We start from the raw sequence: 26,567 nt of genomic DNA, 5'->3' as shown, positions 1-26,567 counted from the left end.
GAAAAGCTGTGCGTGTCGGACGGGAAACCTTCAGGACCGAGGTGACATGGCGAAGACCGTGGGGGGCTTTGCCGTGTCCGGCGGCGGTCGGCGAGGGTTGCGGCTCACCCGCCCGACGAAGGTAATGGGCGCGGCCTCCGGGTGGGGATCCGGGGGCCGCGCCCGTCTCATTCTTTGCGAAAGTTCAACACCCAATATTTCGATGCATGGCGAGTTGAACAAGAACTCACATTTCCCCAACGATCATGCAACGGTCGGCGGGGCCGCACCGGGACGAAACACGACGGGGCGGACACCTCCGCACAAGGTGTCCGCCCTGTCTCTCTTGGAAACCGGAGCCGCCGCCCATCGGTTCTGAGGGTCGGGGACGAACGGCGGCTCCGGGGCTCATGGCCCTGACGGGCCTGCCCGGCGGGCCCTGACGGGCCCGCGCGGTGGGTCAGCGGCTGTCGCTGCCCTTCGACTCGGCCGCCGCGCGGCCGGCCTCCAGACGCGCCACCGGGATCCGGAACGGCGAGCAGGAGACGTAGTCGAGGCCCACCTCGTGGAAGAAGTGCACCGACTCCGGGTCGCCGCCGTGCTCACCGCAGACACCGAGCTTGATGTCGGGGCGGGTGGCGCGGCCGGCCTCGACGGCGCTGCGGACCAGGGAGCCCACGCCGTCCTTGTCGATGGTCTCGAAGGGGCTGACGCCGAAGATGCCCTTCTCCAGGTACGCGGTGAAGAAGCTGGCCTCCACGTCGTCGCGGGAGAAGCCCCAGACCGTCTGCGTGAGGTCGTTGGTGCCGAAGGAGAAGAACTCGGCGGCCTCGGCGATCTGACCGGCGGTCACGGCGGCGCGCGGCAGCTCGATCATGGTGCCGAGCGCGAGCTTCAGCTCGACGCCGGTCTGCGCCTGGACCTCGGCGATGACCTGCTCGGCCTCCTCGCGGACCAGCTCCAGCTCCTGGACGGTGCCCACGAGCGGGATCATGATCTCGGCGCGCGGGTCGCCCTTGGCGTCGATGCGCTGGGCGGCGGCCTCGGCGATGGCACGGACCTGCATGGTGAACAGGCCGGGGATGACCAGTCCGAGCCTGACTCCGCGCAGACCCAGCATCGGGTTCTGCTCGTGCAGCCGGTGCACGGCCTGGAGCAGGCGCAGGTCGTTCTCGTGCGGCTCCTTGCGGGCCTCGGCGAGGGCGACGCGCACCGACAGCTCGGTGATGTCGGGCAGGAACTCGTGCAGCGGCGGGTCGAGCAGGCGGACCGTGACGGGCAGGCCGTCCATGGCCTCGAAGAGCTCGACGAAGTCCTGCTTCTGCAGCGGGAGCAGGGCCTTCAGCGACTCCTCGCGCTCCTCGTCGGTGTCGGCGAGGATCAGGCGCTCGACGTACTGGCGGCGCTCGCCGAGGAACATGTGCTCGGTGCGGCACAGGCCGATGCCCTGGGCGCCGAAGCGGCGGGCGCGGGCGGCGTCCTCGGCGTTGTCGGCGTTGGCGCGGACCCGCAGGCGGCGCACGCGGTCGGCGTAGGCCATGATCCGGTGCACGGCCTGGACCAGCTCGTCGGCGTCGTCGGCGCCGGCGTGCATGCGGCCCTCGAAGTACTCGACGACCGGGGACGGTACGACGGGTACCTCACCGATGTAGACCTTGCCGGTGGAGCCGTCGATGGAGACGACGTCGCCCTCCTCGACGACCACGCCGGAGGCGGTGGTCATCCGGCGGCGCTTGGTGTCGACCTCGAGCTCCTCGGCGCCGCAGACACAGGTCTTGCCCATGCCGCGGGCGACGACGGCGGCGTGCGAGGTCTTGCCGCCGCGCGAGGTCAGGATGCCCTCGGCGGCGATCATGCCGTCCAGGTCGTCCGGGTTGGTCTCGCGGCGGATCAGGATGACCTTCTCGCCGGAGCGGGACCACTTGACGGCCGTGTACGAGTCGAAGACGGCCTTGCCGACGGCCGCGCCCGGGGAGGCGGCGATGCCGCGGCCGACCTGCTCGACCTTGGCGTTCTCGTCGAACTTCGGGAACATCAGCTGGGCGAGCTGCGCGCCGTTGACGCGCTGGAGCGCCTCGGCCTCGTCGATGAGGCCCTGGTCGACGAGCTGGGTCGCGATGCGGAAGGCGGCACCGGCGGTGCGCTTGCCGACGCGGGTCTGCAGCATCCAGAGCTGGCCGCGCTCGATCGTGAACTCGATGTCGCAGAGATCCTTGTAGTGGGTCTCCAGCGTCTCCATGATCTGCATGAGCTGGTCGTACGACTTCTTGTCGATCGACTCGAGCTCGGCGAGCGGCACGGTGTTGCGGATGCCGGCGACGACGTCCTCGCCCTGCGCGTTCTGCAGGTAGTCGCCGTAGACGCCCTGATGGCCGGAGGCGGGGTCGCGGGTGAAGGCGACGCCGGTGCCGGAGTCCGGGCCGAGGTTGCCGAAGACCATGGAGCACACGTTGACGGCGGTGCCGAGGTCGTGCGGGATGCGCTCCTGGCGGCGGTACAGCTTGGCGCGGTCGCCGTTCCAGGAGTCGAAGACGGCCTTGATGGCCAGGTCCATCTGCTCGCGCGGGTCCTGCGGGAAGTCGCGGCCGGTCGCGGTCTTGACGATCTTCTTGAAGTGCTCGACGAGCTTCTTCAGGTCGGCGGCGTCGAGGTCGGTGTCGCTGGTGACCTTCTTGGCGGCCTTGGCCTCGTCGAGGGCGTCCTCGAAGAGCTCGCCGTCGACGCCGAGCACGGTCTTGCCGAACATCTGGATGAGGCGGCGGTACGAGTCCCAGGCGAAGCGCTCGTTGTCGGCCTGGGCGGCGAGGCCCGCGACGGAGACGTCGGAGAGGCCGATGTTGAGGACCGTGTCCATCATGCCGGGCATCGAGAACTTCGCGCCGGAGCGGACGGAGACGAGCAGCGGGTTGTCGGCCTGGCCGAGCTTCTTGCCCATCTTCCGCTCGAGGGCGTCGAGGTGCGCGCTGACCTCGTCGCGGAGCTCCACCGGCTCGGAGCCGCTGTCGAGGTAGGTCTTGCACGCCTCGGTCGTGATCGTGAAGCCGGGAGGAACCGGGAGACCGAGGTTGGTCATCTCGGCCAGGTTCGCGCCCTTGCCACCGAGCAGGTCCTTCAGGTCCTTGTTGCCCTCGGTGAAGTCGTACACGAACTTCTGATCATTGTTTTCCGACACGGGTCTCGACTCCTCGACGACTCGGTTGGCTGCCCTGACGGCGAGGAACATACCCAGATCGAAGGCGTCTGGGGAGGTACGCCTAGCGGTCATCCGGTCTTAACCACCCGTCCGCCAGCACATCGAAAGTAACTGACGGGTAGCTTCCGCTTTCAGGGCCCGAAGCCCCCTTGACTCAAAGCGGGGCTACACCGCTCACATGAGCGCCCAATCGAGCAATTGCGTTCAACTCTTGAACGCAAAAGCCCTGGCACTCCGTGCCACCCTTCAACCGCCACAGGGGTTTGTAAACTGCTCATCTGAGCGGGACCCCTATCAGGGGTGGCGAGAATCACTCCGCGGCGACCACAGTTTTCCCACGATCCGGACTACTCAGCTGCCTCGCCCGGCTCCGGCGGCTCCGACAACGACGTGCGTGCCGCGACCGCGAGTCCATGGTCCTCGCCCCAGCGCCGTACGGCCACTTCCTGAACGCCCCGCCAGAGCTCCTCGGCCTCGGCACGACGGCCCAGCCGGGCCAGCGCGAGGCCCTGCCACTGCCTCGACCACAAGGTGTCCGGGTGCTCGGGACCCAGGACCAGGGCGCGGGCCTCCGCCACACCGCGCAGCACGTCCGCCGCCTCCTGCCACCGCCTGACGCCGGTCAGCGCGCGTCCCCGGCCGTGCGCCGCGGCGAGCGTCGCCGGCGCCTCCGCGCCGAGCGCCTCCCGCCACAGCTCCCACGCACGGGTGTACTGCTCCACCGCCTCCTCGAAACGCCGGCCGTCGAGCAGCACCTTCCCCAGGTCGGTGCGCGTCACCCCGGCGGCGATCCCGCCTCCCTCGGGCAGCGCCTCCTCGCTCTCGATCAGCGCCCGCAGCCGGCGCTCGGCCTCTTCCGCGCGCCCCATCCGCTGCAGCGCACGGGCGTGCCACCGGTGCAGCATCCGGGTGTTGCCGTGCTCGTAGCCGAGGATCCGCACGTGGTCCTCGAGCGCCGACCTCAGCACGCCCTCCGCCTCGTCGTGGCGGCGGGCGTCGAGCAGCGTCACGCCCAGGTTGTGACGGAAGTCCAGGGTGAAGGCGTCGTCCTCGCCCAGGATCCGCCGTCCCTGCTCGAGCACCGCCCGGTGCTGCTCCACCGCCTCCTCGAAGCGGCCCCGTCTCGCCAGCACCATGGCGGCGAGCTCCCGGCACAGCAGGGTCTCGAGGTGGTCCTCTCCCAGAACGGACCGGGCCAGCGCGACGGCCTCCTCGATCGTCTCCTGGGCGGCGTCCAGGTCACCCGTCCTGCGCAGCGCGGAGGCGAGGAGCCGGCGCGCCAGGACCTGCTGGAGGCCGGCCGGGCCGCCGTGCTCCAGGGCCGCCTCCAGGGCGGCCCGGCGTACGGCGACGACCTCGGCGAAGCGCTCGGCCTCGCGGAGCGCCTTGGCCAGCGCCTCGAGCGCCTCCCGGCGCGCCCCGTCGTAGGAGGCCCGGGCGGCCGGTGGCTGCGGGCCGGCCCCGACCCGGTCGAGCGCCGCCAGGACGGCGCGCGCCTCCCGCTCGGCCTCGACGGCCCGCCGGAGGTCCAGCAGCCGGCTCGCCGTACGGGCCCGCGCGTACAGGGTCTCCGCGGCCTCCGGGCCGAGCCGGGCCACCCGCTCGTCGTACGCCGCCCGGGCCGCCGCGTGGGCCGCGGCCGGCCTGTTCAGGGCCGCGTGGACGGAGCTCTGCACGAGCTGGACGCGCCCGTAGTCCGGCAGGAGCGGGTCCGTCCGCGGCAGTCGCTCCAGTACGGCGATCAGCACGCGGCCCTCCGCCTCGGCCTCGGCCAGCCGGTCGGCGTCCCAGTACAGGTCGTGAAGGAACGAGCGTGCGTTCAGCGTGTAGCCGTGTTCCTCGCCGTGCACGCGGGAGGAGATCGCGATGATGTCCCGCATGTGCTCCGCCGCCTCGGCCGTCTCACCGAGGGTGCTCAGCGCGATCGCGGAATGACCGCGGATGTTCCGTGCTTGCAGCCGCTCGTCGTCGAGGAAGGGAGCCATGCAGTCCCGCAGCAGCTCGCGCAGTTCCGCGACGGCCGTGTGCTGCCGGGAGGCGACCAGCGCCGAGGCGAGCCCGTCGATGTAGAAGAGGACCGCGCCTTCGGCGTCCTCCTGGTCGATCCAGGTCCCGAGGTTCCGGGCCTGGTCCCGCACGATGCCCGGCGTCCGCTCGTCGTCCCGCAGCCTGCGGACGAAGCTCGCCATCCGCGGCCACACGTGCGCCAGCGAGACGCGCTCGCCGTCGGCGTCGGCGTCCTCGCCGGCGCCGCTCTCCGTCTCCTCCGAGGTGTCCTCGGCCTCGTCGTTCCCGTCGTCGTTCCCGCCGTCGTCCCCGCCGTCGTCCCCGTCCTGTCCGCGTCGGTCCTGCCGGTCCGGGAGCTCCGCCACGAGCCCGAGGCGCCGCAGCAGCTCCGGCGAGGCCGCGGCGAAGGGAGACGCCGCGGCGCCGACGGACGAAGGGCCCCCGTCCCCGCCCAGCTTGGCCCGGAACTCCAGCCCCGCGCCGGCGCGCCGCATCAGGTAGTCGCTGACCCGCGCGGCCGTGTCCAGCGCGTGCGAGGTGGGCACGGTGTCGAGCAGCAGGTCGGTGACGCCCGGCAGGAACTCGTACTCCGCCCCGTCCGTCCCCGCCGCGCCCGTGCGTCCCTCGGCCTTCCGCAGCAGCCCGCCGAGGAACACCTCGGCGAGCTGCGACGGGTGATAGCGGCCGGGACCGGGTGGCTCGGCCCGGTGGACGAGCCGCATCACCGGCAGCGTCAACGGCCGCACCGCGGCCAGCGCCCCGGCCAGTCTGCGGCTCTCCGGGGACGCCGACCGGCGGAAGCCGCGCAGCAGCTCCTGCGCGGACCGACCCTCGCCACGCTCCGGGCCGGCCGGCCCGGAGCCGTACGACTCGGGATCCGTCCAGGTCAGCAGCGGCAGCGTCGCGGTGGCGCCGCCGCCCAGCAGCAGCCGCGTCCAGGAGCCGAGCAGGGTCTCCTCCAGCTCCAGGACGGGGATCGCGGGCCCTTCGTACGCGACGAGGTCGGCCGGCAGGACGGGGTGGCGCACCTGGAGGGACCCGCTGGGCAGGGCCGGTCCGGGCGCCGTGACGCACAGGTCCTCGACGGGCATGCCGTCCGCCGGCCAGAGCCGCCGCGGCAGCGGCTGGACGACCGCGACCGGCGAGTGGACCGCCCAGCGGCGCAGCAGTTCGGGTGTCGCGCCGCTCGCCCACGCCGGTCCGACGCCGTCGGACAGGACCAGCACCACGGTGGGACGCACGCCGTGGGTGAGGCGGCGGGCGGACACGCGGGCGGCGGACGCGTGGAAGGGCCGGGAGCGCAGCACGGGCCGGCCGGCCTCCGAGCTGTCCAGGCCGTAGGTGCGGACCCGGTGGAAGAGTCCCTGCCGTTCGAGCAGGGCGCGGGTCTCGGCCGCGTACTGCCGCCAGAGGACCATCGAGGGGCCGTCGTCCACGATCAGGACGGCGTCGAGCCAGCGCTCGGCCGCGGGCCGCAGCACCAGGTCGGGCAGTCCGGTGTCGGCGATCAGATCGGCGGTCGCGGTCTCGTCCAGGACGAAGGAGGTGCGGGAGGGCACGGGCCGGCGCAGCGGACGGAGCGCCCGGTACAGGCTCCGGACGCCCGGAACCGCCCGGACGCCGCGGACGTCGACGTGGCGGGCCCGGCGCCGGCCCGCGCCGCCGCCCGGCGCGTACAGCGCCTGTGCGGGAGCAGGCGCCTTCCGGCCGGAGCCGTCGGCCGCGCCACGGGCGTCGTTCCGCTCCCGCGGCAGGACGTCACCCGTGCCGGCCCGGCCGTCGCCGTACCGGCCGGGCTCGGCGGTCCCGGCCGGCGCCGGCATGACGTCGCCTTCCGCCTCCGGCACGGCGGGCCCGGTCGTGACCGCGAGCCAGAGGACGTCCAGGAGCTCCTCGGTGGAGACGTCGACGCCGGCGTCCTCCAGGATTCCGCGCAGCTGGTGGATCGTCACGACGGGCTCACAGATCCGATTCGACGAGGGAGCGCAGCACGCTGTCGCGCAGGCTGTCGAAGGCGATGTCGATGCCGGAGATCCGCAGGTGGACGGCGTTCAGCAGCTGGTCGGTCGCGAGGTCGTGCTCCTGCCCGTCCCTGAGCTGCAGGAAGCGGGTGATCAGGTCGGAGGCGCGGTCGTCGACGCCGTCGCCGAGCCGCATCCGGACGATCTGGCGCAGCTGCTGCTCGCCGGGCGGCCTCAGGTGCAGGCGGACGCAGCGGCGGAGGAACGCGGGCGGGAAGTCCCGTTCGCCGTTGCTGGTGATGACGATCACCGGGAAGACCTGGCAGGTGACGCGGCCGTCCACGACGACGACGGAGCCGGCCGGGTCCGCCGCGCCGCCCGCCTCGCCCTGCGGCGGGGCCTCGTCCGCGGTGCGCACGGTGACCTCGCCGCGGCCGAGCCTGGCGAGTTCGGGAATCTCGAAGGTGCCTTCCTCGAACACGGTCAGCAGATCGTTGGGCAGGTCCACGTCGCCCTTGTCGAGCTCGTCGATGAGCAGGACGCGGGGCCGGGCGGCGGGCAGCAGGGCGGTGCCGAGCGGGCCGAGCCGGAGGTAGTCCCCGATGCCCGGCTCCCGGCCGGGCGCGTGCTCGTCGCGCCGGGCCAGGGAGGCGTCGCGCAGCCGGCCGACGGCGTCGTAGCGGTAGAGGCCGTCGGTGAGGGTGGTGCGGCTGTTGACGGGCCAGTGCAGGACCTCGCCGAGCCCGAGTTCCTGGGCGACGGCACGGGCGAGGGTGGACTTGCCGGTGCCCGGCCGGCCCGTGACGAGCAGCGGCCGGTGCAGGTGGAGAGCCGCGTTGACGGTGTCGCGGTCCTCGTCCGCCATGACGTAGCGCAGCGGGCGCGCGTCCTCGTCGCCGGTCCGGCCGAAGGTGCGCCACGGCGGGGCGTCGGGCCAGTGCTCGACCGGGTGGGGCACGCCGTCGCCTCGGAAGAGCCGCCAGTCGTCGGTCATGTTTCCGTTCTCTCCTCAGGAATGCCGGCGCGGTGCCGACAGGGCCAGGGGCGCGGGCAGCGGCCGTTCCGGGTCGTCCCAGAGCAGCGCGAGGTGACGGCCGGGATGGTCGTCCTGGGCGTCGCAGTGCGAGCGCAGCGTGCGCAGGGCGGCGGGCAGCGCGGTCAGCCGCCCGGAGGCGGTGAGCTGCCGCAGCACGGCCTGCCCGCCTTCCTCCGCGCCGGGCGCGGGAGCGGTGGCGTCCGGACACGACACCGCGGTGCCCGGGCCGGCCGGTGCGGCTTCCGCAGCCGCCGGTGCGGCGCCCGGGCCGGCCGGAGCGACCTCCCGACCCGGAGGAGTCGCCCACGCAGCCGCCGGTGCGGCGCCCGGGCCCAACGCCGCGGCCTCCGGACCCGGCGGGGTCGTCGACGCTTCCGTGGCCGCGGCTTGCGGGGCCCACGCCGGGGCCTGCGGACCGGTCGGGGCGGCGTACGGGTCCGATGCTGCGGCCTGCGGGCCGGTCGGCGCGGCCGCCGGGGCCGCCGGGGCGGCGTACGGATGCGGCGGAGCCGCCTCCGGGCCCGGCGGGGTCGTCCCCGCGCCCGTGCAGTCGGCCTCGGGCGTGCCGTCCCACGCCACGATCGGCACGCCGGCGAACACGCAGATGGTGAGCGCCTCGGCCAGCGCCTCCGGGCGGCGCGCGGCCGGCTCGGTGAACACGACGCCGGGCTTGTGCTGACGGGTCTGGAGCCGGCCGTAGATCTGTTGCGGCGTCAGGCCCGCGGTGGGCAGCCGGTCCAGGTCCTCGACGCCGGACGCGGCCGCCTTCGCCCAGCGGGAGCGCCAGATGGCCTCGTTGAACGCGCGCTGCTCGGCGCAGCGCACCACGACGTCGAAGTCGGTGCCCAGCGAGCGCTGGACCGGCTGGTTGGCGCCGATCCGGAAGCGGTGCACGGGCAGCCCGAGGTCCCGTTCGGCGAGGAAGAACTCGACCCGGGTCCGCCCGGGGCGGGCGTAGCGCGCGAGGACGTCGTCCAGGTCCCGTTGCAGCGCGGCGAGTTCCTTGGGCGTGTCGTCCACGACGCGCGTCTCGGCGCCGCCCGCGCCGTACGTCCAGACCTGGTAGGTGCGGCGCCCGTCGCCGTCGGGGCCGGACAGCCGGATCTGTACGCAGTCGACCGCGGCGGCACTTCCGGGCGGCGCGCCGCCCCCGGCCCGGCCGGCGGCCTTCTCGGCGACCTCGCGCCGCTCCAGCAGGGCCGCTTCGAGGCCGAGGCGCTTGGCGCAGCACAGCGACCAGTCCCGCAGGCCCTCCGCGAAGCGGGACGGCATGAGGGCGGCGGCGGTGTGCTCCACGGTGCGCAGCAGCGGAGGCAGGCCCAGCTCTCCCCGTACGGCCTCCAGCTGGTCGACGACGCGGACGGGATGGCCGCTGTCCAGGACGAGGCCGACCACGTCCCCGGCGGTGTCGGCGAGGACCGCGTGGGCGGGCTGCTCCTCGGCGTCGAGGAGCCGGACGAGCGCGTCGTACTCGCCGCACAGCAGCCAGCGGTCGGGCGAGACCCGCAGGGCGAGCCGGCGTCTTTCGACGGCGTCGCCCGTCGCCTCGGGCGCGGCTTCGTTCAGGAGGTGGAGGAGGGTGGCCGGTCCGTGCGGGCGGGTCAGGGCCCAGGCCGCCAGGTCGGCGGGCCCGTTGACCTCGCCGGCCGGGTGGGTGGCGAGCTCGCGGGACAGGCCCTGGGCGATCCGGGCGAGCGAGGTGCCGGGTGTGTCCAGGACCGCCTGGGCGGCCCAGGTCAGCTGCTGGCGGACCTCGCGCGACTCCTCGTCCGCCGCCGGCGGCGGTTCGTTGTCGTACGCCGACTCGGCCCAGTTGCGGACGTGGAGGGTGGGCACCTGGACGGTCTCGCCCGCCGCGCGCAGCGCCTCGAACTTCGCTTCGAGGTGGGCCCAGGTGGTGTCGAGGTCGATGGGCGCACCGACCGGGTTCCGCTCGTGCAGCAGCCCGACCAGCGTGGACGTGAACAGGCCCTGGCCGTCGGTGTTCTTGGCCGCGGCGCCGGACTGGCTGGCCCGCATCAGGAAGATCTTGCGTTCCCGGTTGGTCTGCGGCTCCTCGGTGAGCGGCTCGGGTTCCCGTACGAAGGCGGCCTCGGCGGGCGACAGGGCGCTGCGGCAGGCGTCGATGACGACGGTGGCCCGGCGGACGCGCTGGGCGGGCAGGTGCACGGTGCCGAGCAGGGACACCAGGTTGTCCACGTCGACGCCGCTGAGGTCGTTGGAGCTGCTCTCCGGGTAGAGCAGGCCCCAGCGGTTGCCGCGCATCTGCACGCCGTGGCCGGCCCAGTAGACCCAGAGCCAGTCGCCGCGCAGGTCGCAGAGTTCCTCCCGGAAGACCCGTTTGACGGTGGGCCGGTCGGCGGGCCGGCGCGTCACGCCGGGGAACTCGGCGAACCGCACCTCGTTCCGGGCGAGCGGCGAGGCGAGCAGGGTGATGCGGTCCTGCGGCATGCCGCGGCCGATCAGCCAGCGCATCATGCTGAGCGCGTCCTCGGCGGGCCCGTTCAGGTTCCAGTCGCCGCCCTCGGCGTACTCCTCGACGGCGACGAGGACGGCGTGGGCGTCGGACAGGTCGGTGGGCCCGTGGACGGGATCGTGCGGGGTGGCGCGGGGAGGGTACGACGTCACGGCAGCTCCGCCGCCAGCCGCTGGTAGAGCGGGGCGTGGGCGAAGTAGCCGGTGTGGGAGCGCGGGAAGGGCTGGCGCAGGTTGACCCGGACGTCGGTGACGCGGCCGGGGAAGACCTTCGCGCCGACGTAGCCGAGCAGGTCGCGCTGGTCGTAGGCGTTGAGCCAGCGGGGGAAGTGCTCGGGCAGGCCGTCGCCGCGCCGGAGTCCCTGCAGCGCGTCGATCTCGTAGAGGAAGGGTGCCTGGGAGCCGACGGTGACCAGCAGTTCGACGCCGGGAACGGCGCGGGCGGCGAGCAGGTCGAAGCAGGCGATGCCGCCGAGGCTGTGGGCGAGGAGGACGACGGGGCGGTCGGGCTCCTGCTCGCGGGTGAGGGCGACGGTCTCGGCGATGCGCTCGCGTAACGCCTCGCCGCGGACCTGGTAGCGCAGGATGTCGCCGCCGGCGGGCACGACACCCTCGGTGGTCGTCTCGCGGCCGCGGACGCGTACGTATCCGGCGCCGGCCCACAGCAGCGGGTCGGCGGCGCGTCCCAGGACGCCCCGGTCCTTGCCGCCGAGCCGGTCGGTGAGCGTGTCGACCAGCCGGTCCCGGTCGGCGCCGTCCACGGGCAGCGGCTCGTCGGCAGCCGCGCCCCAGGAGTCCGCGGTCCCGAAGTCCGCGCTCGCGTCCGCGCTCCCGGAGTCCGCGCTCCCGTCCGCGCCCCAGAGGCCTGCGGTCGCGTCCGGGCCCAACGAGGCCGGGCCCCAGGAGCCCGTGCCCCCGACCACACGCCCGCCCGTGTCCCCGCCCGTGTCCTCGTCCGTGCCTCCGTCCACGTCTCCGTCCGCGAGCCGGATCGCGACCGCGACGACGGCGCGGGCGGCCAGGGACGCGCCGTCGACCGGGGCGTCGGTGCCGACGAGGCGGCGGGCGATCTCGGCGGCGACGGTCCGCGCCGCCGCGCCGAGGTGCGGGGCGAGGTCCTCGCTCAGTTCCACGTCGTCCGGCAGCCCGGCCGCGTCGAGCGAGCGCACCTTGTCGGCCAGGTCGTCCCACGGGCCCCGGCGCCCGGGCAGGTATCCGCGGCGGGCGGAGCCACGGCGCAGGGCCGCGAGGGCGAGGATCTCGGCGAGCGGTTCGGCGTCCAGCGCCGCCCACGGTCCGAGCGCGTCGTCGTCGCCGAGCGGCACCGAGCGGTTCTGGTCGGGACGGGGGATCGACGCGCCGCCGAGGGCGAGCCGGGCGCCGAGGGCGTCGCCCCAGAAGCAGGGCACGAGGCGGGCGTCGGGCCGCACCCGGGCGAGACCGCGGGAGACCCGCCGCCAGGACTTCCGGTACGACTCCTGTCGCACGCCCGTGCCGTGAACGAAGACGACGTTGACCACGCGGCCCCCCACCCCTGTGTCCCGAGCGGCCCATCCTAGGGCGGCGGCGGCCGTCGGGTGCCCGCTTCCGGCGGGCACCGTCGAGAACCGGCCAGCGGTGTGGTGCGTCCGGCCGTCAGCCGCCGGACGTGTCCAGCTCCGCGTCCTCGCTGACGCCGGCGCAGTCGTACGGGTCCTTCAGCCAGCCGTCCGGCAGGACGACCCGGTTGTTGCCGGAGGTGCGGCCGCGCGGGCCGTCGGCGCCCACCGGCCAGGGCTGGTCCAGGTCGAGCTCGTCGAGCTGGGCGCGCAGGTCGTCCAGGGACGAGGTGACGGCGAGCTTCTTGCGCATCTCGGAGCCGACCGAGAAGCCCTTGAGGTACCAGGCGACGTGCTTGCGGAAGTCGATGACACCGCGTGCCTCGTCGCCGAGCCACTCGCCGAGCAGCCGGGCGTGGCGCACCATCGCGTCGGCGACCTGGCGCAGGCCGGGCTCGGCGTAGGCGGCGGTGCCCTCGAAGCCCGCCACGAGGTCGGCGAAGAGCCACGGGCGGCCCAGGCAGCCGCGGCCCACGACCACGCCGTCGCAGCCGGTCTCGCGCATCATCCGCAGCGCGTCGTCCGCGGACCAGATGTCGCCGTTGCCGAGCACCGGGATCTCCGGCACGTGCTCCTTGAGGCGCGCGATGGCGTCCCAGTCGGCCGTGCCGCCGTAGTGCTGGGCGGCCGTGCGGCCGTGCAGGGCGATGGCGGTGACGCCCTCCTCGACGGCGATCCGGCCGGCGTCGAGGTAGGTGATGTGGTCGTCGTCGATGCCCTTGCGCATCTTCATGGTGACCGGCAGGTCGCCCGCGTTGCCCACGGCCTCGTTGAGGATGGCGCGCAGCAGCGGCCGCTTGTAGGGCAGCGCGGAGCCGCCGCCCTTGCGGGTCACCTTGGGCACGGGGCAGCCGAAGTTCAGGTCGATGTGGTCGGCCAGGTCCTCGTCGACGATCATGCGCACCGCCTTGCCGACGGTGACCGGGTCCACTCCGTAGAGCTGGATCGACCGCGGCTTCTCCGTCTCGTCGAAGCGGATGAGCTGCATGGTCTTCTCGTTGCGCTCGACCAGCGCCCTCGTGGTGATCATCTCGCTGACGAACAGGCCCTTCCCTCCGGAGTACTCACGGCAGAGGGTGCGGAAGGGGGCGTTGGTGATGCCGGCCATCGGCGCGAGCACCACCGGCGGCTGCACGATGTGCGGCCCGATGGCGAGGGGGGAGAACGCGGTCATTCGCCCATTGTCGCGCACTGCGCGAGTCTTTAGACAGCCGTACGATCCGCACATGGCCCCGTCCGCGCGTCCGCAGGAGTCCGGCCTTGAGCCGAGGCCGGGGCTCTCCCGCGCCCGGCAGAGGGTCGTCCTCGCCATCTGCTGCATGAGCCTGCTGATCGTGAGCCTGGACAACACCGCGCTCAACGTGGCGCTGCCCGCGCTCCGGCGGGACCTGGGCGCCTCCGTCTCCGGCCTGCAGTGGACCATCGACGCCTACACGCTGGTGCTGGCCTCGCTGCTGATGGCGGCCGGGTCGACCGCCGACCGGATCGGCCGCCGCAAGGTCTTCGCGACCGGTCTCGTGGTCTTCGTGCTGGGCTCGCTGCTGTGTTCCCTCGCGCCGAGCCTGGAGGCCCTGGTCGCGTTCCGGATGGTGCAGGCCGTGGGCGGCTCCATGCTGAACCCGGTCGCCATGTCGATCATCACCAACACCTTCACGGAACCGGCGGCCCGGGCGCGGGCCATCGGCGTGTGGGGCGGTGTGGTGGGCGTCTCCATGGCGGCGGGGCCGCTGGTGGGCGGGCTGCTGGTGGAGTCGGTCGGCTGGCGGGCGATCTTCTGGCTGAACCTGCCGGTGGGTCTGACGGCGCTGCTCCTCACCCTGCGTTACGTCCCCGAGTCCCGGGCGCCCCGGCCGCGCCGCTTCGACCCGGTGGGCCAGGTCCTGGTGACGCTGCTGCTGGGCACGCTCACGTACGCGATCATCGAGACCAGCGGGCTGTTCGCGGGTGTCGCGGGTGTGGCGCTGCTCGGGATCCTCCTTTACGAGCCGCGGCGCCGTGAGCCGCTGATCGACCTGCGGTTCTTCCGCAGCGCGCCGTTCAGCGGGGCGACGGTCATAGCGGTGAGCGCGTTCGCGGCGCTCGGCGGCTTCCTCTTCCTCAACACGCTCTATCTGCAGGACGTCCGGGGTCTGTCGGCCCTGCGCGCCGGGCTCTACATGCTGCCGATGGCCGCGATGACCCTCGTCTTCGCGCCGCTCTCGGGCCGTCTGGTCGGCGCCCGCGGCCCGCGGCCGTCGCTGCTGCTCGCGGGCGCGGCGATGGCGGCCGGTTCGCTGCTCTTCGCCGCCTTCGACGCCGAGGCGAGTACGGCGTTGCTGTTCACCGGGTACGTGGTGTTCGGCATCGGCTTCGGTCTGGTGAACGCGCCGATCACGAACACGGCGGTGTCGGGGATGCCGCGCGCGCAGGCCGGCGTGGCCGCGGCGGTGGCCTCCACCAGTCGCCAGATCGGCCAGACGCTGGGCGTCGCGGTGGCGGGCGCGGTCCTGACGGCGGGCATGGCGGCCGTCCCGTACGCGCACGGCACGGCGGGCTTCGCCGCGGCGAGCAGGCCGGTCTACTGGATCATCACCGGCTGCGGTCTGTGCGTGCTGGTCGTCGGCGCGCTGACCAGCGGCGGGTGGGCGCGGGGCACGGCGGAGCGGACGGCGCGGCGGCTCGGTGAGGACGCCGGGCCTCAGGCGACGGCCAGGGCCTCGTCGGCCTGAGCGGGCCGGGACCCGAGCCGGGCGGCCTCCTCCTCGGCGAGCACGAGCTCCTGGAGGCGTTCGACGCCGGCCCGGCTGGCCTCGTCCACGGGGACGTAGGTGACGAGCCGCGGCCCGGCGGCCGGGCCGAGCCAGAGGTTGGTGTGTTCGAGGCGGAGCAGCCCGACGTGGGCGTTGCGGATGAGCTTCGTACGGCTGGCCTGGTCGACGACCTCGTGCCGCGCCCAGATCTCGCGGAATTCGGGCGAGGCGGTCTGGAGCCGGTGGAGCAGGGCCTTCCAGGCGGGTTCGGCGAGGTGCTCGGCCATGGCGGCGCGCAGTTTGCCGGCGAGCGAGCGCAGCACCTCGGGCAGGTCGGGGACGGCGGCCCGGAAGTCGTTGTTGGTGAAGGCCAGCCAGAGGCTGTTGCGGTCCTCGCGGGGCAGCGCGTCGAGGTCGCAGAAGAGCCGCCCGAAGGTGCGGTTGTGGGCGAGGAAGTCGTAGCGGCTGTTCTGGACGGCGGCCGGGACGGGTTCCAGCTGGTCGAGCAGGGCGCGCAGCGCGGGCGAGACGGTCGGGCAGGGCGTCTCGGGGTGCGGGTCGGTCTGTGCGGCGAGGGCGAAGAGGTGGGTGCGCTCGGTCGGGTCGAGCAGCAGGGCGCCGGCGAGGGCGTCGAGGACCTGCGGCGAGACCTGGATGGGCCGGGCCTGTTCCAGCCAGGTGTACCAGGTGACGCCGACGGCGGAGAGCTGGGCGACCTCCTCGCGGCGCAGGCCCGGGGTGCGGCGGCGCCGGCCGCGCGGCAGCCCGACCTGTTCGGGGCTGATGCGTTCGCGCCGGCTGCGGAGGAAGGCGGCGAGTTCGTGCCGCCGGATGTCGGTCTCGGCGTGGGCTTCGGTCGCCATCAGAGTCATGCTCCCAGGGTGCAGGGCTGCTCAGCCCGTTTCCAGGTAGTGCTTGTACCAGGATAAAGAGACTCTGGTACCAGGCTGGGGAGGGGCCGAAGCTCGGCTGTGTGACTACGACAACCTCCACGCCGATCCCGGCTTCCGCCCGTTCCGCCACGGTCGTCGACCACGCCCGGCCGGCGCTGGGCTCCCTCGGCCTGTTCACGGTGCTGCTCGGTGCGGCACTGCCACTGATCGACTTCTTCATCGTCAACGTCGCCCTGCCCACCATCGACCACGACCTGGCCGCCGGACCGGCGCTCCTCGAACTGGTCGTGGCCGGATACGGCCTGTCCTACGCCGTGCTGCTCGTGCTCGGCGGGCGGCTCGGTGACCTGTTCGGGCGGCGCCGGCTGTTCCTCGCCGGCATGGCCGCCTTCGGCGTCACCTCGCTCGCCTGCGGCCTCGCGCCGGACGCCTGGACGCTGGTCGGCGCCCGGGTGGCCCAGGGCGCGGCGGCGGCGCTGATGCTGCCGCAGGTGCTCGCGACCATCCACTCCTCGACGTCGGGTGCCCGGCACGCGCGGGCGCTGAGCCTGTACGGGGCGACGGCGGGCCTGTCGATGGTCGCGGGCCAGATCCTGGGCGGTGTGCTGGTGGCCGCCGATGTCGCGGGCAGCGGCTGGCGCTCGGTCTTCCTCGTCAACGTGCCGGTGGCGCTGGCCGGTCTGCTGCTGGCCGTCCGCACCGTGCCGGAGACCCGTTCGGACCGGCCCGCGCCGGTCGACGTGCCGGGCACGCTGCTGCTCGCGCTGTCCCTGATCACGCTGCTGGCGCCGCTGACCGAGGGCCGGGCGGCGGGCTGGCCGCTGTGGACCTGGGTCGCGCTCGCGGTGTTCCCGTTCGCGGCCGGCGCCTTCTGGTGGGTCGAGCTGCGGACGGACCGCAGGGGCGGGGTGCCGCTGGTGCCGCCGAGCCTGCTCGGACTGGTCTCGCTGCGCCGGGGCCTGGCGGTGGTGCTGCCGCTGTCGCTGGGCTTCAGCGGCTTCATGTTCGTGATCGCGGTGGCGCTCCAGCAGGGTCTGGGCATGGGTGCGGTGGCCTCGGGCCTGGCGCTGGTGCCGATGGCGCTGGCCTTCTTCGCGGCCTCGCTGGCGGGTCCGCGGGTGGTACGGCGCTGGGGCACCCGGATCGTGCCGGTGGGCGGCCTGCTCCAGGGGCTCGGCATCGCCCTGATCGCCTGGGAGGCGTGGCGCGGCTGGGCGGACCTGTCGGTGTGGCGGCTGGTGCCGGGCATGGCGGTCGCGGGCCTGGGCCAGGGGCTGCAGCTGCCGGTGCTGTTCCGGGTGGTGCTGTCGGAGGTGCCGGCGGAGCGGGCGGGTGTGGGCAGCGGCGTCATGGTGACCACGCAGCAGTCGGCCCTGGCGCTGGGCGTGGCGACGCTGGGTTCGCTGTTCCTGTCGCTGGGCTCCTCGCCGGCCGGGATGGGCTCGGCGGTGACGACGACGCTGCTGGTCCAGCTCGGGGTGATCGGGCTGACGGTGCTGCTCGCGCTGCGCCTCCCTCGCTCGATGGAGTGACAGATATGGAAATCTGTCATCGCTCATGCCATAGTTGGTGACATGACGACCACGACCTCCCTCCCCACCCGCACCCTCGGCGCCTCCGGACCCCGGGTCTCGGCGCTCGGCCTCGGCTGCATGGGCATGTCGGCCCTGTACGGCGAGGCCGACCGCGCCGAGTCGATCGCCACGATCCACGCCGCCCTCGACGCCGGCGTCACCCTCCTCGACACCGGCGATTTCTACGGCATGGGCCACAACGAGCTGCTGATCAACGAGGCCCTGCGCACCGCCCCGGCCGCCCTCCGCGAGCAGGCCCTGACCAGCGTGAAGTTCGGCGCCCTGCGCGCCGTCGAGGGCGACTTCCTCGGATACGACGGGCGCCCGGCCGCCGTGAAGAACTTCGCCGCCTATTCGCTCCAGCGCCTGGGCACCGACCACATCGACATCTATCGCATCGCCCGCGTCGACCCGGACGTGCCGATCGAGGAGACCGTCGGCGCCATCGCCGAGCTGGTCGAGGCCGGCCACGTCCGGCACATCGGCCTCTCCGAGGTCGGCGCCGACACGCTGCGCCGGGCCGCCGCCGTCGCCCCGATCGCCGACCTCCAGATCGAGTACTCGCTGATATCCCGCGGCATCGAGGAGAAGATCCTGCCGGCCGCCCGCGAGCTGGGCATCGGCGTCACGGCGTACGGAGTCCTCTCCCGCGGCCTGATCAGCGGCCACTTCGGCCGGGACCGCGAGCTGGCCCCGGGCGACTTCCGGGGCATGAGCCCGCGCTTCCAGGGCGAGAACCTCGAGCGGAACCTGGACCTGGTGGACCGGCTGCGCGCGGTCGCCGAGGCCAAGGGCGTCACGGTCGCGCAGACCGCGATCGCCTGGGTCCTCGCCCAGGCGCCCCGGCACGGCGTGGACATCGTGCCGCTGATCGGCGCCCGCCGCCGGGACCGGCTCGCGGAGGCGCTCGGCGCCCTGGACGTCACGCTCGACGCCGCCGACCTGGCCGCGATCGAGGCGGCCGTCCCGGCCGACGCGGCCGCCGGCGCGCGCTATCCGGAGGCCCAGATGGCCCACCTGGACAGCGAGCGCTGAGGTGCGGGCACCGACAGGTAGTGTCCTTTCATGGCCACCACGGAGACCCTGACCGCCGAGCGCATCCTCGAAGCCACCGAGGAGGTGCTGCGCCGGTACGGCCCCGCCAAGGCGACCGTCGTGGACGTGGCCCGGGCCCTCGGCGTCAGCCACGGCAGCGTCTATCGCCACTTCCGCACGAAGGCGGCGCTGCGGGAGGCGGTCACGGAGCGGTGGCTCTCCCGCACCGAGGTGGCGCTCGCCGAGCTGAGCGCGGCCCCGGGGCGGCCCGCGCCCGACAAGCTGCACGACTGGTTCGCCACCCTCTTCGAGGCCAAGCGGCACAAGGCGGGCGACGACCCGGAGCTGTTCGCCACCTACGGCGTGCTGATCGACGAGAACAGCGGCGTGGTGGACCGGCACGTGGACGTGCTGATCGGCCAGGTCCGCACGATCGTCGAGGAGGGCACCCGGGAGGCCGAGTTCACCGCGCCGGACCCGGACGCCACGGCCCACGCGCTGTTCTACGCGACCGCCCGCTTCCACGACCCGGCCTACGCCCCGGAGTGGCAGCGCCCTGCCATCGAGGCGGAGTTCACGTCGGTGGTCGGCCTGCTGCTGCGCGGCCTGCGCCCCTGAGCCCGAGCAGGGAAAAGCCCCCGGTTCCGAGAGCGGAACCGGGGGCTTTGCCGTACGACCGGGTTGAGGGTCAGCAGCCCAGCAGGCGGCTGGCCAGGTAGCCCTGGATCTGGTCGAGGGAGACGCGCTCCTGCTTCATGGTGTCGCGCTCGCGCACGGTCACCGCGTTGTCCTCGAGGGTGTCGAAGTCGACGGTGACGCAGAACGGCGTGCCGATCTCGTCCTGACGGCGGTAGCGGCGGCCGATGGCGCCGGCGTCGTCGAACTCGATGTTCCAGTTCTGCCGCAGGTCGGCGGCGAGGCCCTTGGCCTTCGGCGACAGCTGCGCGTTGCGGGACAGCGGCAGGACGGCGACCTTGACCGGCGCCAGGCGCGGGTCAAGGCGCAGCACGGCGCGCTTCTCCATGACGCCCTTGGCGTTCGGCGCCTCGTCCTCGTTGTACGCGTCGAGCAGGAAGGCCAGCATGGTGCGGCCGACACCGGCCGCCGGCTCGATGACGTACGGCGTGTAGCGGTCGCCCGACTCCTGGTCCAGGTAGGTCAGGTTGGCGCCGGAGGCCTTGGAGTGGGCGTTCAGGTCGTAGTCGGTGCGGTTGGCGACGCCCTCGAGCTCGCCCCACTCGCTGCCGCCGAAGGAGAAGCGGTACTCGATGTCGGCGGTGCGCTTCGAGTAGTGGGAGAGCTTCTCCTGCGGGTGCTCGAACCAGCGCATGTTCTCCTCACGGAGACCCAGGCCGGTGTACCAGTTCCAGCGCTGCTCCATCCAGTACTCGTGCCACTGCTCGTCCTCGCCCGGCTTGACGAAGAACTCCATCTCCATCTGCTCGAACTCGCGGGTGCGGAAGATGAAGTTGCCCGGAGTGATCTCGTTCCGGAAGGACTTGCCCATCTGCGCGATGCCGAACGGCGGCTTCTTGCGCGAGGTCTGCAGCACCTGGCCGAAGTTGGTGAAGATGCCCTGGGCGGTCTCGGGCCGCAGGTAGGCGATGGAGCCGGTGTCCTGGGTCGGGCCGAGGTGGGTGGAGAGCAGGCCGGAGAACTGCTTGGGCTCGGTGAAGGTGCCCTTGTTGCCGCAGTTGGGGCAGTTGAGGTCGGTGAGGCCGTTCTCGGGGAGACGGCCGTGCTTCTCCTCGTACGCCTCCTCCAGGTGGTCGGCGCGGAAGCGCTTGTGGCAGGAGGTGCACTCGGTCAGCGGGTCGGTGAAGGTGGCGACGTGACCGGACGCCTCCCACACCTCGGTCGCCAGGATGACGGACGAGTCGAGACCGACGACGTCCTCGCGCGCGGTGACCATGTAACGCCACCACTGGCGCTTGATGTTCTCCTTCAGCTCGACACCCAGCGGTCCGTAGTCCCAGGCGGCCTTCTGGCCGCCGTAGATCTCGCTGCACGGGTAGACGAAGCCACGGCGCTTGCTCAGGCTGACGATGGTGTCGATCTTGTCGGCGGCCACGGTGCTCTCTTCATTACGACGACGAAGTGCGAATGCCTCAGGTTACCGGCGCCCACGCCCTCTCTTTCAAATCGGTTCGCCAGTGGGCCGCCCCACACCTCCGGCAATTGACAACCGTTTCCATCTTTGTTGAAAATGAGTGTCATGAACGTACGCCGACTGATACCCACCACCGCCGTCGCCGGAGCCGTCGCCCTGGGTCTCGTGACCCTCTCCGCCTGCTCCGGAAGCTCCGGCGCCGCCGAGGACAAGGCCGGCGCGGGCAGCGGGAAGCTGGACGTCGTCGCGTCGTTCTACCCGATGCAGTTCCTGGCCGAGCAGATAGGCGGCCGGTACGTCACCGTCGACACGCTCACCAAGCCCGGCGTCGAACCGCACGACCTGGAGCTCAAGCCGCGCCAGATCGGCAAGCTCGGCGACGCCGACGTCATCCTCTACCTCAAGGGCGTCCAGCCCGCCGTCGACGACGCCATCGCGCAGTCCGGCGCCGGGACGACCGTCGACGCCGCCACCCTCACCAAGCTCGAGGAGCACGGCACCGAGACCGGCGGCCACGAGCACGGCGCCGAAGGCCACGAGGAGCACGAGGGCCACGACCACGGCTCCGAGGCCGGCGCCGACCCGCACATCTGGCTCGACCCGGTCAAGTACGGCGAGGTCGCCCAGGGCGTCGGCGCCGCCTTCGAGCAGGCCGACCCGGCCCACGCCGCCACGTACCGGGCGAACACCCAGACCCTCATGACGAAGCTCGCCGCCCTGAACACCGAGTTCGACACGGGCCTGAAGAACACCGCCACCCGGACCTTCATCACCACCCACGCCGCCTTCGGCTACCTCGCCGAGCGCTACGACCTGGAGCAGGAGGGCATCTCCGGCATCGACCCCGAGGCCGAGCCGAGCCCCGCCCGCATCAAGGAACTCCAGGCGATCGCGAAGAAGGACAAGGTCTCCACCGTCTTCTTCGAGACCCTGGCCAGCGACAGGACCGCCAAGACCCTCGCGCAGGACACCGGCCTGAAGACCGACGTCCTCGACCCGCTGGAGGGAATCACGGACAAGTCCAAGGGCGCTGACTACCTCGAGGTCATGCGGTCGAACCTCACCGCGCTGAAGAAGGCCCTCGGCGCCAAGTGACACCCACCCAGGAGGCAGTCGTGAGCACCGACGAGGCCGTCATCTCCGTACGCGGCGCCGGCGCGGCCCTCGGCGCGCGCCCCGTCCTGCGCGGCGTGGACCTCACCGTCCGGCGCGGCGAGGTCGTCGCGCTGCTCGGCGCCAACGGCTCCGGCAAGTCCACCGCCGTCCGCTCGATCATCGGCCAGGTCCCGCTGACCAGCGGCACCATCGAGCTCTTCGGCACGCCCCGCAAGCGTTTCCGCGACTGGGCCCGCGTCGGTTACGTGCCGCAGCGCACCACCGCCGCCAGCGGCGTCCCGGCCACCGTCCGCGAGGTCGTCACCTCCGGCCGGCTCGCCCGCCGCCGCTTCGGCCGGCTGGGCCGGGCCGACCGGGCCGCCGTCGACCGGGCCATCGAGCTCGTCGGCCTCGCCGACCGCGCCAAGGACTCCGTCTCCGCGCTCTCCGGCGGCCAGCACCAGCGCGTCCTCATCGCCCGCGCGCTCGCCTCCGAACCCGAGCTGCTGATCATGGACGAGCCGATGGCCGGCGTCGACCTCGCCAGCCAGGAGATCCTCGCCTCGACGCTGCGCGAGCAGGTCGCCGGCGGCACCTCCGTCCTCCTCGTCCTGCACGAGCTCGGCCCGCTGGAGCCGCTGATCGACCGCGCGGTCGTGCTGCGCGACGGCTGCGTCGTCCACGACGGCCCGCCGCCGCAGGCCGTCGGCCAGCACGCCCTGCCCGGCCACGACCACGTCCATCCGCACGCGGCCGACGAGCCGCTCCGTACGGGACTGCTGACCTGACATGGAATTCCTCAACGACGCCTTCATGCAGAGGTCGCTCCTCGCGGCCTTCCTCGTCGGCATCACCGCACCCGCCGTCGGCATCTACCTCGTCCAGCGCCGCCAGGCGCTCATGGGCGACGGCATCGGCCATGTCGCCATGACCGGAGTCGGCCTCGGCTTCCTCCTGAACTCCAGCCCCATCTGGATGGCGACCGCCGTCGCCGTCGCCGGCTCCGTCGCCATGGAGCTCATCCGCGCCTACGGCAAGACCCGCGGCGACCTCGCCCTCGCGCTGCTCTTCTACGGCGGCATGGCCGGCGGCGTCCTGCTCATCAACCTCTCGGACACCGGCTCCAACGCCAACCTCAGCTCGTTCCTCTTCGGCTCGCTGTCGACGGTCTCGCCCGAGGACGTCACCGCGATCGTCGTCCTGGCCGCGATCGTCCTGCTGGTGACCGTCGGTCTGCGCCGTCAGCTGTTCGCCGTCAGCCAGGACGAGGCGTTCGCCCGCGTCACCGGCCTGCCGGTGCGCGCCCTGAACCTGATCGTCGCCGTCACCGCCGCCATGACCGTCACCGTCGCCATGCGGGTCGTCGGTCTGCTCCTGGTGAGCGCGCTTATGGTGGTCCCGGTGGCGGCGGCCCAGCAGCTGTCCCGCTCCTTCCGGACGACCTTCGTGCTCGCCGTGGTGATCGGCATCACCGTCACCCTGTCCGGCACGGTCACCACGTACTACGTCGACGCCCCGCCCGGGGCGACCATCGTGCTCTACGCGATCGGCGTCTTCATCGCCCTCACCGCCCTCGCCACGCCGCTCGCCCGGCGCCGCGCCCGGGCCGCGGAAGCCGCCGCGAACGCCTGCGACGCCACCGTTCCGGCCACCCGGCGCCCGTCGGACGACGTCAGGGTCTGACGTCGTCCGACTTCGGCAGGACGGGGGGCTGGCAGAATGGCGGGGGCAGACAAGGATTCAAGGAGGCCCCCGTGGTGACGGCAGGACCCCCCGTACGAGGCCGCTCCACCAAGCAGCGGGCCGCTGTCTCGGCGGCGCTGAACGAGGTGGACGAGTTCCGCAGCGCCCAGGAGCTGCACGACATGCTCAAGCACCGCGGTGACTCCGTCGGCCTCACCACCGTCTACCGCACGCTCCAGTCGCTCGCCGAGGCCGGCGAGGTCGACGCCCTGCGCACCAGCGACGGCGAGACGGTCTACCGCCGCTGCTCGACCGGTGACCACCACCACCATCTGGTCTGCCGCGTCTGCGGCAAGGCCGTGGAGGTCGAGGGCCCTGCGGTGGAACAGTGGGCGGAGACGATCGCCGCCGAGCACGGCTTCGTGAACGTGGCGCACACGGTGGAGATCTTCGGCACCTGCGCGGAGTGCGCGGCGAAGTAGCCCTGTACGCCGAAGGGCCCGCACCGGACGGTCGTCCGGTGCGGGCCCTTTCGCGTACGCCTCGCCCGTGAGCCGGCGTGTCAGGCCTTGTCGAGAACCGCGAGGTCGGCCGGGTCCACACCGCCGAAGCGGCGGTCGCGCGAGGCGTACTCGACGCAGGCCCGCCACAGGTCACGGCGGTCGAAGTCGGGCCACAGCACGTCCTGGAAGATCATCTCCGCGTAGCTGCTCTGCCAGATCAGGTAGTTGGAGGTGCGCTGCTCGCCGCTGGGACGCAGGAAGAGGTCGACGTCCGGCATGTCCGGGTAGTACAGGTACTTCTGGAAGGTCTTCTCGTTGACCTTGGACGGGTCGAGCCGGCCGGCGGCCACGTCCTCCGCGATCTTCTTCGCCGCGTCCGCGACCTCCGCGCGCCCGCCGTAGTTGACGCAGAAGTAGAGCGTCATCTTGTCGTTGTCCACTGTCTGCTCCTGGGCGACCTGGAGCTCCTGGACGACCGACTTCCACATCTTCGGCATGCGGCCGACCCAGCGGATGCGGATGCCCAGCTCGTCCATCTCGTCGCGGCGGCGGCGGATGACGTCACGGTTGAAGTTCATCAGGAAGCGGACCTCTTCCGGCGACCGCTTCCAGTTCTCGGTGGAGAAGGCGTAGAGCGAGAGGTTCTTGACGCCCATCTCCAGGCAGCCCTTGAGCACGTCGAGGACCACGCCCTCGCCGACCTTGTGGCCCTCGGTGCGGGGCAGGCCGCGCTCCTTGGCCCAGCGGCCGTTGCCGTCCATCACACAGGCGACGTGGTTCGGCACCAGCTCGGCGGGGAGCTTCGGCGGGGTCGCACCGGACGGGTGCGGCTCGGGAAGCTTGTACTCCCGGCGCTGGCGTCCGAGGATTCCGCGTCGTGCGATGGCCATGGCGATGGATCTCCTAGCTCTTCTCTACGTACCGCAGCGAGCGCAGCCCGCGCTCCAGGTGCCAGTGCAGATAGGCGGACACGAGACCGCTGCCCTCCCTGACGTGGCGTGGCTCGCACGCGTCCGCCGTCTCCCAGTCGCCGGTCAGCAGCGCGCTGAGCAGCCCTACGGCCTCCGCAGAGGGTACGACGCTTCCGGGCACGCGGCAGTCCGCGCAGATCACTCCGCCCGCTGCGACCGAAAAGAAGCGGTTCGGGCCGGGAAGTCCGCATTTCGCACAGTCTTCGAAGCTGGGTGCGTAGCCGTTGACGGCGAGCGAGCGGAGCAGGAACGCGTCGAGGATGAGGTGAGGGGCGTGCTCCCCGCGCGCCAGCGTGCGCAGTCCGCCGACCAGCAGCAGGTACTGCTGCACGGCCGGCTCGCCCTCGTGGTCGGTGAACCGTTCCGCCGTCTCCAGCATCGCGGTGCCCGCGGTGTACCGGGCGTAGTCGGTGACGATGCCGCTGCCGTACGCCGCGATGGTCTCGCTCTGCGTGCACAGCGGCAGCCCGCGTCCCACCAGCTCACTCCCGCGGGCGAAGAACTGCACGTCCACGTGCGAGAACGGTTCGAGCCGGGCCCCGAACTTCGACTTCGTCCGCCGCACCCCGCGCGCCACGGCGCGTACGCGGCCGTGACCGCGCGTGAGCAACGTGATGATGCGGTCCGCTTCACCCAGCTTCTGGGTGCGCAGCACGATGCCGTCGTCGCGGAACAGACTCATGGGCCCATTCTCGCGCACGGCGGGAGCGGCCCGGCACGGCCGCGCAGCCTCACGGCACCTCGCCGCGGCTCCTGGCGTTCGCGTGCGCCGTCGCCGCCCGCAGCCGCTCGGCGGCGGTGGCGACCCGGACCCCGTCCGGCTCGCAGTCCCACTCGCGCCCGCCACCGATGGGCCGGAGCTGGAGATACGGGCCCTCGTGCCCCATCACCGTGCCGACCTTCCCGGTGTGGATGTCGACGACGTACGCCCCGATGGGCAGCTTCACGTTCATCCGCGTCCCCCTTCCTTCCTCACGAGCGCCGCGGCGAGCAGTCGCGCGGTCGCCGCCGTGCAGCACCCGAGTTCGACCAGCGGCCGAGGAGGATCGGCGGCGAGGCTCACCACGTCGAGCCCGAGTGAGGGCAGCGTGATTCCGGCCCGCCCGAGCGCGTCCCGCAATTCCCTCACCGCCTCCCGCGCCTCTTCCGTCTCCGACGACCGCCGCATGTGATGTTCTTTCACCAACGCGTTCCTTTCCGAATCCATTTCCTCGCTTTCCACATCCAGGGTGGAGGCCGGTCCGTAGAATCGACAGACGCGCTGGTACAACAACTGCGGTGTGGCGTTCGGGAGTTAATCCATGGCCAAGGGCAAACAGCAGAACGCGTGGGAGTTCTTCGGAGAGCTGCTGAGGGAACGCCGGGAGGCGGCGGGGCTCTCGCGGAACGACCTGGGTGCACAGGTGTTCGTCTCGGGGACGTACATCGGCCTGTTCGAGCAGGGTGTGCGGAAGCCGCAGCTGGATGTGGCGAAGAGAATCGACGAGGTGCTACAAACCGCCGGTATTTTCGAACAGACCTGTAAGAAGCTCATCGACGGCTCGCCGTACGCCTCGTATTTCCACGAGGTGGCGGAGCTGGAGTCGGTGGCGACGAAGCTGTGCGAGTTCGCGCCAATGGTGGTGCCGGTGCTGCTTCAGACTCCGGAGTACGCGCGTGCGGTGACGCTGGCTGTGCATCCGTTCGCCGCGGAGGACTACATCGAGGAGAAGGTCACCTCACGGA

At 72.5% G+C, this 26,567-nt stretch carries 21 protein-coding genes; 9 read left to right on the top strand and 12 right to left on the bottom strand.

Annotation, left to right across the window (positions count from 1 at the left end):
• Nucleotides 1–439: 439 nt before the first annotated feature.
• The 6 genes from ppdK to dusB all read right to left on the bottom strand — a co-directional run bounded on the left by ppdK (nucleotide 440) and on the right by dusB (nucleotide 13,423).
• Nucleotides 440–3,151, bottom strand: coding sequence for a pyruvate, phosphate dikinase (ppdK, locus tag ACIGO8_RS22525; protein WP_399733436.1), 2,712 nt, complete (start codon nucleotides 3,149–3,151; stop codon nucleotides 440–442).
• Between the two features lie 368 nt (nucleotides 3,152–3,519).
• Nucleotides 3,520–7,131: an SAV_2336 N-terminal domain-related protein gene (locus ACIGO8_RS22520; RefSeq protein ID WP_399733433.1), complete on the bottom strand. Its 3,612-nt coding sequence runs from the start codon at nucleotides 7,129–7,131 to the stop codon at nucleotides 3,520–3,522.
• 7 nt (nucleotides 7,132–7,138) lie between these two features.
• A complete protein-coding gene (locus ACIGO8_RS22515) occupies nucleotides 7,139–8,134 on the bottom strand; it encodes an AAA family ATPase (protein WP_399733430.1) in 996 nt (331 codons plus the stop codon).
• Nucleotides 8,135–8,149: 15 nt separating this feature from the next.
• On the bottom strand, nucleotides 8,150–10,804 hold the full coding sequence (locus tag ACIGO8_RS22510) for a caspase family protein (protein WP_399733427.1): 2,655 nt from the start codon (nucleotides 10,802–10,804) through the stop codon (nucleotides 8,150–8,152).
• Nucleotides 10,801–12,138 carry a hypothetical protein gene (locus tag ACIGO8_RS22505; RefSeq protein ID WP_399733424.1) on the bottom strand — a complete coding sequence of 446 codons (1,338 nt, stop codon included), beginning with the start codon at nucleotides 12,136–12,138 and terminating at the stop codon, nucleotides 10,801–10,803. Before ACIGO8_RS22505 ends, ACIGO8_RS22510 begins: the two co-directional genes overlap by 4 nt.
• Nucleotides 12,139–12,286: 148 nt before the next feature.
• A complete protein-coding gene (dusB, locus tag ACIGO8_RS22500; protein ID WP_399733421.1) occupies nucleotides 12,287–13,423 on the bottom strand; it encodes a tRNA dihydrouridine synthase DusB in 1,137 nt (378 codons plus the stop codon).
• 145 nt (nucleotides 13,424–13,568) lie between these two features.
• Here dusB and ACIGO8_RS22495 point away from each other — a divergent pair, with 145 nt between their 5' ends.
• Nucleotides 13,569–14,957: an MFS transporter gene (locus tag ACIGO8_RS22495; protein ID WP_399734241.1), complete on the top strand. Its 1,389-nt coding sequence runs from the start codon at nucleotides 13,569–13,571 to the stop codon at nucleotides 14,955–14,957.
• Here ACIGO8_RS22495 and ACIGO8_RS22490 read toward each other — a convergent pair.
• Entirely contained in the window at nucleotides 14,927–15,850 is a 924-nt protein-coding gene (locus ACIGO8_RS22490) for a helix-turn-helix domain-containing protein (protein ID WP_399733418.1), read from the bottom strand. The genes ACIGO8_RS22495 and ACIGO8_RS22490 overlap by 31 nt on opposite strands.
• Nucleotides 15,851–15,975: 125 nt before the next feature.
• Between ACIGO8_RS22490 and ACIGO8_RS22485 the strand changes: the two genes are divergently transcribed.
• From ACIGO8_RS22485 to ACIGO8_RS22475, 3 genes are read left to right on the top strand one after another with little or no spacing between them, the layout of a single operon-like run.
• Nucleotides 15,976–17,403, top strand: coding sequence for an MFS transporter (locus ACIGO8_RS22485; protein WP_399734238.1), 1,428 nt, complete (start codon nucleotides 15,976–15,978; stop codon nucleotides 17,401–17,403).
• Nucleotides 17,404–17,445: 42 nt separating this feature from the next.
• Entirely contained in the window at nucleotides 17,446–18,480 is a 1,035-nt protein-coding gene (locus ACIGO8_RS22480; protein ID WP_399733415.1) for an aldo/keto reductase, read from the top strand.
• A 30-nt stretch (nucleotides 18,481–18,510) separates the two neighbouring features.
• Nucleotides 18,511–19,098 (top strand): TetR family transcriptional regulator, encoded by a 588-nt coding sequence (locus tag ACIGO8_RS22475; protein ID WP_399733412.1) that lies wholly within the window; start codon nucleotides 18,511–18,513, stop codon nucleotides 19,096–19,098.
• Nucleotides 19,099–19,168: 70 nt separating this feature from the next.
• Here ACIGO8_RS22475 and ACIGO8_RS22470 read toward each other — a convergent pair whose 3' ends face one another.
• Nucleotides 19,169–20,551 carry a glycine--tRNA ligase gene (locus tag ACIGO8_RS22470; RefSeq protein ID WP_399733409.1) on the bottom strand — a complete coding sequence of 461 codons (1,383 nt, stop codon included), beginning with the start codon at nucleotides 20,549–20,551 and terminating at the stop codon, nucleotides 19,169–19,171.
• Nucleotides 20,552–20,695: 144 nt separating this feature from the next.
• On the opposite strand from ACIGO8_RS22470, the gene ACIGO8_RS22465 reads away from it, so the two are divergent.
• From ACIGO8_RS22465 to ACIGO8_RS22450, 4 genes are all read left to right on the top strand, one after another.
• Nucleotides 20,696–21,685, top strand: coding sequence for a zinc ABC transporter substrate-binding protein (locus ACIGO8_RS22465; RefSeq protein WP_399733406.1), 990 nt, complete (start codon nucleotides 20,696–20,698; stop codon nucleotides 21,683–21,685).
• Nucleotides 21,686–21,705: 20 nt separating this feature from the next.
• Nucleotides 21,706–22,473 carry a metal ABC transporter ATP-binding protein gene (locus ACIGO8_RS22460; protein WP_399733403.1) on the top strand — a complete coding sequence of 256 codons (768 nt, stop codon included), beginning with the start codon at nucleotides 21,706–21,708 and terminating at the stop codon, nucleotides 22,471–22,473.
• Nucleotide 22,474: 1 nt separating this feature from the next.
• On the top strand, nucleotides 22,475–23,368 hold the full coding sequence (locus tag ACIGO8_RS22455; RefSeq protein WP_399733400.1) for a metal ABC transporter permease: 894 nt from the start codon (nucleotides 22,475–22,477) through the stop codon (nucleotides 23,366–23,368).
• Between the two features lie 71 nt (nucleotides 23,369–23,439).
• Nucleotides 23,440–23,850: a Fur family transcriptional regulator gene (locus tag ACIGO8_RS22450; RefSeq protein ID WP_345488510.1), complete on the top strand. Its 411-nt coding sequence runs from the start codon at nucleotides 23,440–23,442 to the stop codon at nucleotides 23,848–23,850.
• A gap of 80 nt (nucleotides 23,851–23,930) precedes the next feature.
• On the opposite strand, the gene ACIGO8_RS22445 is transcribed toward ACIGO8_RS22450, so the two are convergent.
• From ACIGO8_RS22445 to ACIGO8_RS22430, 4 genes are read right to left on the bottom strand one after another with little or no spacing between them, the layout of a single operon-like run.
• Nucleotides 23,931–24,755 (bottom strand): isoprenyl transferase, encoded by an 825-nt coding sequence (locus tag ACIGO8_RS22445; protein ID WP_399734236.1) that lies wholly within the window; start codon nucleotides 24,753–24,755, stop codon nucleotides 23,931–23,933.
• Between the two features lie 19 nt (nucleotides 24,756–24,774).
• The gene (gene recO, locus ACIGO8_RS22440) at nucleotides 24,775–25,524 is read right to left on the bottom strand and encodes a DNA repair protein RecO (RefSeq protein WP_389647274.1); all 750 of its coding nucleotides are present in this window, start codon (nucleotides 25,522–25,524) and stop codon (nucleotides 24,775–24,777) included.
• A 49-nt stretch (nucleotides 25,525–25,573) separates the two neighbouring features.
• Nucleotides 25,574–25,795 carry a hypothetical protein gene (locus ACIGO8_RS22435; protein WP_399733395.1) on the bottom strand — a complete coding sequence of 74 codons (222 nt, stop codon included), beginning with the start codon at nucleotides 25,793–25,795 and terminating at the stop codon, nucleotides 25,574–25,576.
• Nucleotides 25,792–26,112, bottom strand: coding sequence for a hypothetical protein (locus tag ACIGO8_RS22430; protein WP_399733393.1), 321 nt, complete (start codon nucleotides 26,110–26,112; stop codon nucleotides 25,792–25,794). Before ACIGO8_RS22430 ends, ACIGO8_RS22435 begins: the two co-directional genes overlap by 4 nt.
• Before the next feature lie 31 nt (nucleotides 26,113–26,143).
• Here ACIGO8_RS22430 and ACIGO8_RS22425 point away from each other — a divergent pair.
• The coding region (locus ACIGO8_RS22425; protein WP_399733390.1) for a Scr1 family TA system antitoxin-like transcriptional regulator at nucleotides 26,144–26,567 on the top strand (424 nt) is incomplete at its 3' end.

This window comes from Streptomyces sp. NPDC053493, assembly GCF_044544825.1.
GTDB lineage: Bacteria > Actinomycetota > Actinomycetes > Streptomycetales > Streptomycetaceae > Streptomyces.
The sequence above is the reverse complement of the archived record's forward strand: the minus strand, read 5'-3'. Positions and strand labels throughout refer to the sequence as shown.

Excerpts from the sequence above, each read along its gene's own strand:
- ACIGO8_RS22515 (WP_399733430.1), bottom strand. The coding sequence starts at position 8,134 with ATGACCGACGACTGGCGGCTCTTCCGAGGCGACGGCGTGCCCCACCCG.
- dusB (WP_399733421.1), bottom strand. The coding sequence starts at position 13,423 with ATGACCGCGTTCTCCCCCCTCGCCATCGGGCCGCACATCGTGCAGCCG.
- ACIGO8_RS22495 (WP_399734241.1), top strand. The coding sequence starts at position 13,569 with ATGAGCCTGCTGATCGTGAGCCTGGACAACACCGCGCTCAACGTGGCG.
- ACIGO8_RS22490 (WP_399733418.1), bottom strand. The coding sequence starts at position 15,850 with ATGACTCTGATGGCGACCGAAGCCCACGCCGAGACCGACATCCGGCGG.
- ACIGO8_RS22480 (WP_399733415.1), top strand. The coding sequence starts at position 17,446 with ATGACGACCACGACCTCCCTCCCCACCCGCACCCTCGGCGCCTCCGGA.
- ACIGO8_RS22475 (WP_399733412.1), top strand. The coding sequence starts at position 18,511 with ATGGCCACCACGGAGACCCTGACCGCCGAGCGCATCCTCGAAGCCACC.
- ACIGO8_RS22465 (WP_399733406.1), top strand. The coding sequence starts at position 20,696 with ATGAACGTACGCCGACTGATACCCACCACCGCCGTCGCCGGAGCCGTC.
- ACIGO8_RS22455 (WP_399733400.1), top strand. The coding sequence starts at position 22,475 with ATGGAATTCCTCAACGACGCCTTCATGCAGAGGTCGCTCCTCGCGGCC.
- recO (WP_389647274.1), bottom strand. The coding sequence starts at position 25,524 with ATGAGTCTGTTCCGCGACGACGGCATCGTGCTGCGCACCCAGAAGCTG.
- ACIGO8_RS22435 (WP_399733395.1), bottom strand. The coding sequence starts at position 25,795 with ATGAACGTGAAGCTGCCCATCGGGGCGTACGTCGTCGACATCCACACC.